Below are 11,921 nucleotides of genomic sequence, written 5' to 3'. Positions count from 1 at the left end.
AGGCCTCCTCGTTACAGTTGTCCAGCTCAGGAATTTTTTGTGAACACCCTCTTCATGCACTGCCGGCCCGGCTTCGAGGGCGAAGTCTGTTCCGAGATCGCCGAACAGGCCGCGCGCCTCGATGTGGCCGGTTATGCCAAGGCCAAGCCGAACAGCGCCTGCGCCGAATTCGTCTGCGCCGACGCCGCCGGCGCGGCCCGGCTGATGGCCGGCCTGCGCTTTGCCGAACTGATCTTCCCGCGCCAGTGGGCCCGTGGCCGTTTCCTCGATCTGCCGGAAACCGACCGGATCAGCGTGATTCTGGAAAACCTGGCGGACTATCCGGTGTGTGGCAGCCTTTGGCTGGAAGTGCTCGATACCAACGACGGCAAGGAGTTGTCGAATTTCTGCAAGAAGTTCGAGGCACCGCTGCGCAAGGCCCTGCTCAAGGCCGGCCGGTTGCTGGAGGACGCCGGCAAGCCGCGCCTGCTGCTGACCTTCAAGAGTGGTCGGGAAGTCTTCCTCGGCATGGCCGACGCCGGCAATTCGGCGATGTGGCCCATGGGCATTCCGCGCCTGAAGTTCCCCAAGGATGCGCCAAGCCGCTCGACCCTAAAGCTGGAGGAGGCCTGGCACCACTTCATTCCCCGTGACCAGTGGGAAGAGCGCCTCAACGGCGACATGACCGGCGTCGACCTCGGTGCGGCGCCTGGCGGCTGGACCTGGCAACTGGTCAACCGCGGCATGCTGGTGACCGCCATCGACAACGGCCCGATGGCCGAAAGCCTGATGGACACCGGCCTGGTCCAGCACCTGATGGCCGACGGTTTCACCTACAAGCCGAAGCAGCCGGTGGACTGGATGGTCTGCGACATCGTCGAGAAACCGGCGCGTACCGCGGCCATGCTGGAAAGCTGGGTCGGCGAGGGGCACTGCCGGGAAGCGGTGGTCAACCTCAAGCTGCCGATGAAGCAGCGTTATGCCGAGGTCCGTCGCCTGCTGGACCGCATCGACGAAGGCTTCAGGGCCCGCGGGATCAAGGTGGCGGTCGGTTGCAAGCAGCTCTATCACGACCGCGAGGAAGTGACCTGCCATCTGCGTCGACTGGACGTGAAAAAGCCGCGATAATGCCGCATCGGTTTCAGGAGTGAAGAATGACCCAGCCTTACGACCCCAACGTTGACGGCACCCTCGACGCCACCGGGCTCAACTGCCCCGAGCCGGTGATGATGCTGCACCAGCATATCCGCGACCTGCAGCCGGGCGGCCTGCTCAAGGTGATCGCCACCGACCCGTCGACCCGCCGCGACATCCCCAAGTTCTGTGTGTTTCTCGACCATGAGCTGGTGGAACAGCGGGAAGAGGCGGGCACCTACCTGTACTGGATTCGCAAGAAGGCCGAATGACCCCTGGCCGCTGTGCAGGCGTGAAACCTGCGCAGACCCTTGTAGGAGCCTGGCTTGCCAGCGAAGCCTTCAGCGCCCTTGAGGCCGCGTTCGCTGGCAAGCCAGGCTCCTACAAGGACCGCGCCAGACCGTTGGCTCCCCGTCACAGGCCCTGTCGCGGCCCCGGCAGCTACGCCCGGCTCATCCTGATCCGCTTGCGCGAACTGCGCGCCAGGCGAATCGACAGCATCACTGCCGCACACGACAGCCCGACGATCAGGCCTTCCCACAACCCGCTCGGGCCACTCGGCGCGCCGAACCAGTCGGTCAATCCCAGTGCATAACCCACCGGCAGGCCGATGCCCCAGTAGGCGAACAGGGTCAGGATCATCGTCACCCGGGTGTCCTGGTAGCCGCGCAACGCCCCGGCCGCCGTGACCTGGATCACGTCGGAGAACTGGAACAGCGCCGAATACACGATCAGCATGGTCGCCACCTGGATCACCACCGGGTCGCGGGTATAGATGGTCGCGATATGCTCGCGAAACAGCAGCATCAGGCTCGCGGACACGCAGCCATAGGCCAATGCCGTCGCCACCCCGACCCCGGCGGTGAAGCGCGCCGCGCGCGGTTGCTCGCGGCCCAGGGCCTGGCCGACGCGAACGGTGATCGCCATGCCCAGGGAGTAGGGGACCATGAACACCAGCGAACTGATGTTCAGGGCGATCTGGTGTCCGGCCACTACATGGGCACCGAGGCTGCCGATCAGCAGGGCGATCACCGCGAAGATGCTCGATTCGGCGAACACCGCGATACCGATCGGCAGGCCGATGCCCAGCAGGCGCTTGATCACCGTCCAATCCGGCCAGTCGAAACGGCTGAACACCTGGCTCGGTTGATAGACCTTGGCCCAGCGCACCCAGCCGGCCATGCCCAGCAGCATCACCCACATCACGATCGCCGTGGCCCAGCCGCAGCCGGGACCGCCGAGGGCCGGTACGCCGAGATGGCCGTAGATGAACACGTAGTTCAGCGGAATGTTCAGCGCCAGCCCGCACAGGCCCAGGACCATGCTCGGCCGGGTGCGACCCATGCCGTCGCTGCAGCAGCGCAGCACATGGTAGAGCGCCACCGTCGGCAGGCCGGTGCCGATGCCGCGCAGGTAGTCCATGCACGGCCCGATCAGTTCCGGGTCGACCTTCATCAGGTGCAGGATCGGCTCGGCGTTGTACAGGACCGCCCCGGCGCCGAGGCCGACCACCACGGCCAGCCACAGCGCCTGGCGCACGATCGGGCCGATCTGCTCCGGCGTCCCGGCGCCATGGCGCTGGGCGACCTTGGGCGTGGTGGCGAGCAGGATGCCGGTCATCAGCAGGAACACCGGTACCCAGATCGAGTTGCCCAGCGCCACCGCGGCCAGGTCCCGCGGGCCGACGCGGCCGGCCATCACCGCATCGACGAAGCCCATGGCGGTGTGGGCCAGTTGGGCAATGATGATCGGCAGGGCCAGTCCCAGCAGATTGCGCATTTCCAGCAGGGCTTGTGCCGGGCGGCCGAGGGCAGGGGTATCGGTAACGGTGCTCACCAGTGATGTATCCAAGTATTGCGGGGAAAGCTGCGGAGTTTACGCCTTGACGCAACGGTCAGGAAATTTCCTCTGTAGGGCATTTGTAATGACGCTGGCCGTAAGCCGGGATTTTCTCTGCCGATGATCGCCCGCCGACTGGTGGCGGCGGGCGATCTGCGCCAAACTGCCGGCCTGCCAAAGGAGCCCGCCATGCTGATTGTTGCCGACGAGAATATTCCCCTGATCGATGCGTTCTTTGCCGGTTTCGGCGAGATCCGCCGTTATCCGGGGCGCGCCATCGACCGCGCGGCGGTGGCCGAGGCCGATGTACTGCTGGTGCGTTCGGTGACGCCGGTCAGCCGCGAACTGCTCGAAGGCAGCCGGGTGCGCTTCGTCGGTACCTGCACCATCGGCACCGACCACCTGGACCTGGCGTACTTCGACGAGGCCGGCATTCACTGGTCCAGTGCGCCCGGTTGCAACGCCCGCGGGGTGGTCGACTACGTGTTGGGCAGCCTGCTGACCCTGGCGGAAATCGAGGGTCTTCCTTTGGCCAGCCGCACCTATGGCGTCATCGGCGCCGGCGAGGTCGGTGGGCGCCTGGTCAAGGTGCTGCGTGGCCTGGGCTGGAAGGTGCTGGTCTGCGACCCGCCACGCCAGGCGGCCGAAGGTGGCGATTATGTCGACCTGGAGCAGATCCTCGAACACTGCGACGTGATCAGCCTGCACACCCCGCTGACCCGTACCGGTGATCTGGCGACCTGGCACCTGCTCGACCGGGAACGCCTGCAGCGACTGCGCCAGGGGGCCTGGCTGATCAACGCCGCCCGCGGTCCGGTGGTGGACAATGAGGCCCTGCGCGAGGTGCTGCTGGACCGCGAGGACCTGCAGGCGGTCCTCGACGTGTGGGAGGCCGAGCCGCAGGTGGATATCGAGCTGGCCGCGCTCTGCGTGCTCGGTTCGCCGCATATCGGCGGCTACAGCCTGGATGGCAAGCAGCGTGGCACGGCGCAGATCTACCAGGCCTACTGCGCCTTCAGCGGCCAGCCGCCGGTGGTTCGCCTGGAGGACCTGCTGCCCGCACCGGACCTGGCGCAAGTCACCCTCAACGCCGGCAGCGACCCGGCCTGGGCCATGGCGATGATCTGTCGGGCGGTGTACGACCCGCGCCGCGACGACGCGGATTTCCGCCGCAGCCTGGTCGGCAGCGTCGCCGAACAGCGGGCGGCGTTCGACCTGTTGCGCAAGCATTACCCGCAGCGTCGCGAGATCGAGGGGCTGGCGGTCAGGATCAACGGCGAATCCGAGGAACTGCGGCGCATGGTGCTGGCGCTGGGCGCCGTGCTCGTCTGATCTTGCCCACGACCCTGGAGCGCGGTGCATCTCACCGCCAGGCAGGCAGAAAAAACCCGGCATCAGGGCCGGGTCGATAAAAAGAGTTCGGGCTATCAGTCTTGCTGCGCAGGCTTGACCAATCGCTGTTCCAGTTCGCGGCAGGCGTTCTGGATCATTTCCTCGGTGATCGGGACTTCACGTCCGGCAGCGTCGATAATCGCACAGCCCAGTGCCTCGGGCTTGGGATGACGAATCACCGGGATCTGGTTAGTGCTGTGTTGCAAGTCCATGGCCTGTCTCCTCATCAGGTGCCTATCGAGTTTATATCCGCGGCATGACCAGGCTGTGACACCGTCGACAACAGCGGGCCGCGTGATTTCAGTGCAACAGAAACCACAGGTTCCCGCCAGCCGCACGTTAGACCGATCGTCTCTAGGCCCTAGTATTCCCGGTCATAATTAACCTGACTGATTGCGTTTCACGAAAGTTCACTCGAACTTGGGTGTAGGCTCTGTGTATCGCACAACGGATTCCCATCATGCTTTCTGCTCGTCAACGCCGGGCCATGCGCCTGGCCAGCCAGTTCGTCGCCCCCTATCGCTGGCAGACGGTGGCGGCGCTGCTGGCGCTGATCGTCACCGCCGGCATCACCCTGTCCATGGGCCAGGGCATCCGCCTGTTGGTGGACAAGGGCTTCATGACCCAGTCGCCGCACCTGCTCAATCAGTCCATCGGGCTGTTCCTGTTGCTGGTGCTGGGGCTGGCGGTGGGCACCTTCACCCGGTTCTACCTGGTGTCGTGGATCGGCGAGCGGGTGGTCGCCGATATTCGCCGCCAGGTGTTCAACCACCTGATCTACCTGCATCCGGGCTTCTACGAGAACAACCGCAGTTCGGAGATCCAGTCGCGGCTGACCGCCGACACCACCCTGCTGCAATCGGTGATCGGCTCCTCCCTGTCGCTGTTCCTGCGCAATGCGTTGATGGTGATCGGCGGCGTGGTGCTGCTGTTCGTCACCAACCCCAAGCTGACGAGCATCGTGGTGATCGCCCTGCCGCTGGTGCTGGCACCGATCCTGATCTTCGGCCGGCGGGTGCGCAGCCTGTCACGCCAGAGCCAGGACCGCATCGCCGATGTCGGCAGCTATGTGGCCGAGACCCTCGGCCAGATCAAGACCGTGCAGGCCTACAACCACCAGGCGCAGGATGAACAGCGCTTCGCCGCGACCGTCGAACAGGCCTTCCAGACCGCCCGCAGGCGTATCGTCCAGCGCGCCTGGCTGATCACCCTGGTGATCGTGCTGGTGCTCGGCGCGGTGGGGGTGATGCTCTGGGTGGGCGGCATGGACGTGATCGCCGGGAAGATTTCCGGTGGTGAACTGGCGGCCTTCGTGTTCTACAGCCTGATCGTCGGCAGTGCCTTCGGCACCCTCAGCGAGGTCATCGGCGAACTGCAACGGGCGGCGGGCGCCGCCGAGCGGATTGCCGAACTGCTGCAGTCGAGCAATGCCATCACGGCCCCCGCCGACGGCGGCGTACGCCTGGCCGAGCGGGTCGCCGGCAACCTGGTGCTGGAAAACCTGCGCTTCAGCTACCCGTCGCGTCCGGACAGCCATGCCATCGACGGCCTCGATCTGAGCGTCAGGGCTGGCGAAACCCTGGCGCTGGTCGGGCCGTCGGGGGCAGGCAAGTCGACCCTGTTCGACCTGCTGCTGCGCTTCTACGACCCGCAACAGGGCCGCCTGCTGCTCGACGGCCAGCCGCTGATCCAACTCGACCCGCTGGACCTGCGCCGCTGTTTCGCCCTGGTGTCGCAGAGCCCGGCGCTGTTCTTCGGCAGCGTCGAGGAGAACATCCGCTACGGCAACCCGACGGCCAGCGACGGGCAGGTCCGCGAGGCGGCGCGGATCGCCCATGCCCACGACTTCATCATGCAGATGCCCCAGGGCTACCAGACCCATCTGGGTGATGCCGGGCTCGGCCTGTCCGGCGGCCAGCGCCAGCGCCTGGCGATCGCCCGGGCGTTGCTGGTGGATGCGCCGATCCTGCTGCTGGACGAGGCCACCAGTGCCCTCGACGCCCAGAGCGAACACCTGATCCAGCAGGCGCTGCCGAGCCTGATGCAGGGCCGCACCACCCTGGTGATCGCCCATCGCCTGGCCACGGTGCAGAACGCCGATCGTATCGCGGTGATGGATCAGGGCCGGCTGGTGGCGATCGGTACCCATGCCGAACTGATTGCCAGCAACCCGCTGTATGCGCGGCTGGCGGCGTTGCAGTTCAATGCCCGGGGCACTGAGCCGGGCGTGGTGACCACGCCGTAGCTGAAACCTCCATGAAAAACGGCGCCCTTGGGCGCCGTTTGGGTATTACCCGCTAGAACTCAGCGGTATTCGCACAGGTAGGCGGTTTCCACGGCGACCTTCAGCTGGAACTTGCTGTTGGCCGGCACATTGAACTGGCTGCCGCTGGCGAAGGTTTCCCACTCGTTGCTGTCGGGCAGCTTGACGGTCAGGGCGCCGGAGACCACGTGCATGATTTCGCGCTGGGCGGTGCCGAACTCGTATTCGCCCGGAGCCATGACGCCGATGGTGGCCGCGCCTTCGGCTTGTGCGAAGGCAATCGACTTGACGGTGCCGTCGAAGTACTCGTTGACTTTAAACATGGGCGATTCCTCGAAATGAGCTGAAAAATGGGGCCGGCCAGTATGCCCAAGCCGCCTGCTCCCGTCACCTGCTGCCGATCCGATTGAGCCCTGCGAGCAGGGCTTGTCGGGGCGCCGAACCGCCTGCTCCTACAGGGTGTGTCGTGCGTGAAATGTATATACGCCGCCACCCTGTAGGAGCAGGCGGTGCGGCGACCCGACTTGCCGGCGAACCGCCAACGGCGGCCATTCTCCTCAAACCGGCAGAATCAATGGCAGCAACCGCGCAGTATTACGCGCATCCTCCAGCGCCCGATGCTGTTGCCCGCTGAACTGCAGCCCCGCCAGTTGCAAGGCACCGTTGAGCCCCAGTGGTTTCTGCAACTTGCGCGCCTTGGCGAAACGCTGCTTGAGGTTGGCATGGGGCACCTGGCTCAACAGGCTGGTCAGCCGCAGTTGCTGCCAGTCCTGTTCCAACTGCCGCCGATCGTAGTCGCCCCAACTGGCCCAACCCTCCAGTCGCGCCTGATGCTGGCCGAGCCAGCGCTCGAAGGCCTCCCAGACCTCCGCCAGCGGCGCGGCGGTGTCGATACTGGCCTGGCTGATATGCGTCAGTTCGCGGCAGAAGGGGGTCAGCAGCGGCCGGCGCAACGGCCGTACAAAGCGCTGGAAGTGGTCCAGCTCCCGGCCCTCGCGGTTGACCAGGGTGGCACCGATTTCGATGATTTCCATCTCCGCCAGTGGCCAGCCCCCATCATCCGTCGTGGCTTCCAGATCAATCACCAGCCAGTGGGGCATCTCGAGCTCCGAAGACAGCATCCTAGTCCGCCTCAAGCGTAGCCAATGCCAGCCAATCCGCCTAGCCGCTCATTCGACCACCAGCAGAACCTGCCGGCTTTTCACCTGGTCTCCCCGGTTGGCCTGGACCCGCCGCACCACGCCGTCTATAGCGGCCTTCAGCGGATGCTCCATCTTCATCGCCTCCAGCACCATCAGCAATTGGCCCTTGCTGACCGTGCTGCCTTCGCTGACCAGCACGTCGACGATCGCCCCGTCCATCGGTGCCTTCACGGTGCCCGAGCTTGCCGCGGCCTGGCCTTGCGTGACCGCCAGGCTCAGGTCGCGCAGCAGCAGGTTGCCTGGGCGGGTGAACAGCCAGAGCTGTTCGCCGTCCAGCCGATACGCGTAGCGTCGCCTCACGCCGTCGAGTTCGGCCGTGACCCAGCGACCGTCGCATTCCAGCAGCCGGACTTCGACCTGCTGCCCGGCGTGGCTGACCAGCAGCGGTGCGTCGTGCCGGGCGAGCAGTTGCAGGTCGATTGCGGTCTCGCCCAGCGCCAGGCGATAGCGTCGTGGGACACCGGCATTGTTGCGCCAGCCGCCGAGCCCGGCGCCATGTGGCATAGCCCCGGCCTGGTAGAACAGCGCGGTGGCCAGCGCCAGTTCACGGCTCGACGGCTGATAGGCTTGCAGGCTCGGGTCGGCATCCAAGTGCTCGGCGATGAACGCGGTGCTGAAGTCGCCGGCGGCGAACGATGGATGGCGCAGCAGGGCCGCCAGCAGCCGCTGATTGCTCGCAAGCCCCAGCAGCACGCAGTCCTCGACCGCACGCAGCAGCCGGCGCCGGGCTTCCTCGCGGGTTGCGCCATGGGCGATCAGCTTGGCCAGCAACGGGTCGTAGAACGGGCTGACGGCCTGGCCCTCGAGCAGGCCATGATCGACCCGCACGCCTTCCGAGCGGGGCGGCTCCCAGCCCAGCACCTGGCCGGTCTGCGGCAGGAAGCCATGGGTCGGGTCTTCGGCGTACAGGCGCACCTCGATGGCATGGCCCTGGAGCGTGACCTGTTCCTGGCGCAGGGGCAGCGGCAGCCCTGCCGCGACGTCGAGCTGCCAGGCCACCAGGTCCAGCCCGGTGACCAGCTCGGTGACCGGATGTTCCACCTGCAGGCGGGTGTTCATCTCCAGGAAGTAGAAGCGCCCGGAGGTATCGAGCAGGAACTCGACGGTCCCGGCGCCGACGTAGTTCACCGCCCGCCCGGCCTGCAACGCCGCCTCGCCCATGGCCTGGCGCAGTTCGGCGGTCATGACCGGGCAGGGCGCTTCTTCGACGATCTTCTGGTGACGGCGCTGGATCGAGCAGTCGCGTTCGCCGAGGTACAACAGGTTGCCATGGCTGTCGCCGAACAGCTGGATCTCCACATGGCGCGGTTCGATCAGTGCCTGTTCGAGAATCAGCTCGTCGCTGCCAAAGGCGTGTAGCGCTTCGGAACGGGCGGTGCGCAGTTGTTCGGCCAGTTGTTCGGGCCCGTGGACCAGGCGCATGCCGCGGCCACCCCCACCGGCGCTGGCCTTGATCATCAGCGGGTAGCCGATCCGTTGCGCCTCGCGGGTGAGCGTCGCTTCATCCTGGGCGGCACCCTGGTAGCCGTCGATACAGGGTACGCCGGCGGCGAGCATGGCGATTTTCGACTGGCGCTTGCTGCCCATCAGCTCGATGGCCGCGGCGTCGGGACCGATGAAGACGATTCCGGCCTGCTGGCAGGCGCGGGCGAAATCGGCGTTTTCCGAGAGAAAGCCGTAACCGGGGTGGATCGCATCGGCACCGCAGCGGTGGGCGGCGTCGAGCAGGGCCTGGCTGTTGAGGTAGGACTCGGACACCTGCGGCGCGCCGATGCACAAGGCTTCATCGGCCAGTTGCACGTGGCGGGCAGCGGCGTCGGCCTGGCTGTAGACGGCGACGGTGCGATAGCCCTGGGCCTGGGCGGTGCGGATGATCCGGCAGGCGATTTCGCCGCGATTGGCGATCAGGATCTTGTTGAAGGCGGGCATGGCGGCGGTCCTTTGGTTAGGTGTTGAACATTCGGGCCTTTTCGCGGGCAAGCCCTGCTCCTACAGGAGTGGAGTTGCCCATGACTTTCGGGTACACCCAGACCTCGTAGGAGCAGGGCTTGCCCGCGAAAGCGTCAACCGGCCCACCGCGGCTCGCGCTTCTGCACGAAGGCCAATGTCCCCTCGACGCCTTCCGCCCCGGTCACCGCCTCGGCGAACCAGTGCGCCGCCTGGTCGAGCGACGCCCCCAGCGGCTGTTCATCCAGCAGCAGCGCCTTGGTCGCCGCGTTGGCCCCCGGCGCGCAGCGCAGCACCTGGGCCAGCACTTCAGCAAGGCGCTCCTCCAGCCCCTGGGCATCGCGCTCGACAACATGCACCAGCCCCAACCGCGCCGCCTCGTTACCGTCGAAACGCGCCGCGGTCAGTGCCAGGCGCCGGGCCTGGGTCAGGCCGATGCGCCGCACCACGAACGGCGCGATCTGCGCCGGCAGCAGGCCGAGGCTGGTCTCCGGCAGGCCGAAGCGGGCGTCATGGGTGGCCAGTGCGATATCGCTGACACAGGCCAGGCCAAGGCCACCCCCCAGTACCGCGCCCTCCAGCAGCGCGATCACCACCTGTGGCTGGCGCTGGGTTTCTTCCAGCAACGCCCCGAAGGCCCGGTTCAGTTCCGCGTAGGCCTGCGCCCCCTGGGCCCGGGCCTCGGCCATGTCCCGGATATCGCCACCGGAACAGAAATGGCCGCCGGCCCCGCGCAGCACCAGGGCGCGTACGCCGCGGTCCTCGCGCACCGCAGCCAGCACGCGGCGCAACTCGGCGACCATCCGCAGGCTCATTGCATTGCGACTGTCCGGGCGGTCGAGGGTGATCTGCAGCACGCCGCCACGAACCTCCAGGCGCAGGGTCTGGCAGTCGGGCAGGGTACTCATGATTTTTTCCCTGGCAGGATGCCCATCAGCTTGCAGATGATGCCCAGCATGATCTCGTCGGCACCGCCACCGATCGACACCAGGCGCACGTCGCGATAGGCGCGGGCCACCGGGTTGTCCCACATGAAACCCATGCCGCCCCAGTACTGCAGGCAACTGTCGGTGACTTCCCGGCCCAGCCGCCCGGCCTTGAGCTTGGCCATCGACGCCAGGCGGGTGACGTCGCGCCCCTTGATGTACTGCTCGGTGGCCTGGTAGACCAGCGCCCGCAGGCACTCGATCTCGGTGGACAGTTCGGCGAGACGGAAATGGATCACCTGGTTGTCGATCAGCGGGCTGCCGAAGGTCCGGCGCTCCCTGCAATAGGCGATGGTGCTGTCGACGCAGTACTCCAGGCCCTTGATCATGTTCGCCGCGCCGAACAGCCGTTCCTCCTGGAACTGCAGCATCTGCATCATGAACCCGGCGCCTTCCTGGCCGATGCGGTTGCGTTGCGGCACGCGCACGTCGTCGAAGAACACCTGGGCGGTTTCCGAGCTGCGCATGCCGAGCTTGTCCAGATGCGGGCTGAGGCTGATACCGGGGCTGTTCATCGGTACCATGATCAGCGACTTGTTCACATGCGGCTTGTCGTCCGAGGTGTTGGCCAGCAGGCAGATGAAGTCGGCGCTCGGCGAGTTGGTGATCCACATCTTGCTGCCGTTGATCACGTAGTCGTCGCCGTCCTTGCGCGCCTGGGTCTTGAGCCCGGCGACGTCGGAGCCGGCGCCGACCTCGGAGACGCCGATGCAGCCGACCTGCTCGCCGCTGATGGCCGGGCGCAGGAATTCCTCGCGCAGTTCATCGGAGCCGAAGCGGGCCAGGGCCGGGGTGCACATGTCGGTCTGTACGCCGATGGACATGGGAATGCCACCGCAATGCACGGTGCCGAACTCTTCGGCGGCGACGATCGAATAGCTGTAGTCCAGGCCCATGCCGCCGAACTTCTCCGGCTTGGAAATGCCCAGCAGGCCGAGTCCGCCGGCCTTGTGAAAGATCTCGTGGATCGGAAAGCGCCCGGCCTTTTCCCATTCCTCGACGTGGGGGTTGATCTCATGGTCGACGAACTGGCGAACGGTACGGCGCAACGCTTCATGTTCCTGGGTAAAGATCATGGTTGTCGTTCTCCTGTGAGCGTTAGGCTATGTACGAAATCGCTTGAAACTTGGTTATGCGGCGTTAAAAACCGGCTCGGAATGCTCATTGACAACCAGTCAA

The 11,921-nt window shown here is 66.0% G+C and carries 11 protein-coding genes; 4 read left to right on the top strand and 7 right to left on the bottom strand.

From position 1 onward, the window contains the following. Positions 1–39: 39 nt before the first annotated feature. Positions 40–1,107, top strand: a complete 1,068-nt coding sequence (gene rlmM / locus ACMGT0_RS22600; RefSeq protein ID WP_273825440.1) for a 23S rRNA (cytidine(2498)-2'-O)-methyltransferase RlmM — start codon at positions 40–42, stop codon at positions 1,105–1,107. Positions 1,108–1,133: 26 nt separating this feature from the next. Next, positions 1,134–1,385: a sulfurtransferase TusA gene (tusA, locus tag ACMGT0_RS22595; protein ID WP_017905604.1), complete on the top strand. Its 252-nt coding sequence runs from the start codon at positions 1,134–1,136 to the stop codon at positions 1,383–1,385. 169 nt (positions 1,386–1,554) lie between these two features. Here tusA and ACMGT0_RS22590 read toward each other — a convergent pair whose 3' ends face one another. Next, positions 1,555–2,949, bottom strand: a complete 1,395-nt coding sequence (locus ACMGT0_RS22590) for an MATE family efflux transporter (protein ID WP_416769862.1) — start codon at positions 2,947–2,949, stop codon at positions 1,555–1,557. A 192-nt stretch (positions 2,950–3,141) separates the two neighbouring features. Between ACMGT0_RS22590 and pdxB the strand changes: the two genes are divergently transcribed. Continuing rightward, positions 3,142–4,284, top strand: a complete 1,143-nt coding sequence (pdxB, locus tag ACMGT0_RS22585; protein ID WP_416769861.1) for a 4-phosphoerythronate dehydrogenase PdxB — start codon at positions 3,142–3,144, stop codon at positions 4,282–4,284. Positions 4,285–4,379: 95 nt separating this feature from the next. Here the strand turns inward: pdxB and ACMGT0_RS22580 are convergent, their stop codons facing one another. After that, the gene (locus tag ACMGT0_RS22580) at positions 4,380–4,556 is read right to left on the bottom strand and encodes a PA1571 family protein (protein WP_054060385.1); all 177 of its coding nucleotides are present in this window, start codon (positions 4,554–4,556) and stop codon (positions 4,380–4,382) included. Between the two features lie 239 nt (positions 4,557–4,795). Between ACMGT0_RS22580 and ACMGT0_RS22575 the strand changes: the two genes are divergently transcribed. Then, positions 4,796–6,589, top strand: a complete 1,794-nt coding sequence (locus tag ACMGT0_RS22575; RefSeq protein WP_416773538.1) for an ABC transporter transmembrane domain-containing protein — start codon at positions 4,796–4,798, stop codon at positions 6,587–6,589. A gap of 59 nt (positions 6,590–6,648) precedes the next feature. Here ACMGT0_RS22575 and ACMGT0_RS22570 read toward each other — a convergent pair whose 3' ends face one another. The 5 genes from ACMGT0_RS22570 to atuD all read right to left on the bottom strand — a co-directional run bounded on the left by ACMGT0_RS22570 (position 6,649) and on the right by atuD (position 11,818). Further along, complete coding sequence (locus ACMGT0_RS22570) at positions 6,649–6,930, bottom strand: pyrimidine/purine nucleoside phosphorylase (protein ID WP_054058295.1); 282 nt, start codon at positions 6,928–6,930, stop codon at positions 6,649–6,651. Positions 6,931–7,164: 234 nt separating this feature from the next. Continuing rightward, positions 7,165–7,707 (bottom strand): exonuclease domain-containing protein, encoded by a 543-nt coding sequence (locus ACMGT0_RS22565; RefSeq protein ID WP_054058296.1) that lies wholly within the window; start codon positions 7,705–7,707, stop codon positions 7,165–7,167. A gap of 69 nt (positions 7,708–7,776) precedes the next feature. Next, positions 7,777–9,738: an acetyl/propionyl/methylcrotonyl-CoA carboxylase subunit alpha gene (locus ACMGT0_RS22560; protein WP_273825415.1), complete on the bottom strand. Its 1,962-nt coding sequence runs from the start codon at positions 9,736–9,738 to the stop codon at positions 7,777–7,779. A 134-nt stretch (positions 9,739–9,872) separates the two neighbouring features. Further along, positions 9,873–10,664, bottom strand: coding sequence for an enoyl-CoA hydratase/isomerase family protein (locus tag ACMGT0_RS22555; protein WP_054062876.1), 792 nt, complete (start codon positions 10,662–10,664; stop codon positions 9,873–9,875). Beyond that, complete coding sequence (gene atuD / locus ACMGT0_RS22550) at positions 10,661–11,818, bottom strand: citronellyl-CoA dehydrogenase (RefSeq protein WP_054061497.1); 1,158 nt, start codon at positions 11,816–11,818, stop codon at positions 10,661–10,663. The genes ACMGT0_RS22555 and atuD overlap by 4 nt, the downstream gene beginning before the upstream one ends. Positions 11,819–11,921: the final 103 nt, after the last annotated feature.

Source organism: Pseudomonas sp. RHF3.3-3 (genome assembly GCF_048069595.1).
Lineage (GTDB): Bacteria > Pseudomonadota > Gammaproteobacteria > Pseudomonadales > Pseudomonadaceae > Aquipseudomonas > Aquipseudomonas fuscovaginae_B.
The sequence above is the reverse complement of the archived record's forward strand: the minus strand, read 5'-3'. Positions and strand labels throughout refer to the sequence as shown.

Excerpts from the sequence above, each read along its gene's own strand:
- pdxB (WP_416769861.1), top strand. The coding sequence starts at position 3,142 with ATGCTGATTGTTGCCGACGAGAATATTCCCCTGATCGATGCGTTCTTT.
- ACMGT0_RS22570 (WP_054058295.1), bottom strand. The coding sequence starts at position 6,930 with ATGTTTAAAGTCAACGAGTACTTCGACGGCACCGTCAAGTCGATTGCC.
- ACMGT0_RS22560 (WP_273825415.1), bottom strand. The coding sequence starts at position 9,738 with ATGCCCGCCTTCAACAAGATCCTGATCGCCAATCGCGGCGAAATCGCC.
- ACMGT0_RS22555 (WP_054062876.1), bottom strand. The coding sequence starts at position 10,664 with ATGAGTACCCTGCCCGACTGCCAGACCCTGCGCCTGGAGGTTCGTGGC.
- ACMGT0_RS22580 (WP_054060385.1), bottom strand. The coding sequence starts at position 4,556 with ATGGACTTGCAACACAGCACTAACCAGATCCCGGTGATTCGTCATCCC.
- tusA (WP_017905604.1), top strand. The coding sequence starts at position 1,134 with ATGACCCAGCCTTACGACCCCAACGTTGACGGCACCCTCGACGCCACC.
- atuD (WP_054061497.1), bottom strand. The coding sequence starts at position 11,818 with ATGATCTTTACCCAGGAACATGAAGCGTTGCGCCGTACCGTTCGCCAG.
- ACMGT0_RS22565 (WP_054058296.1), bottom strand. The coding sequence starts at position 7,707 with ATGCCCCACTGGCTGGTGATTGATCTGGAAGCCACGACGGATGATGGG.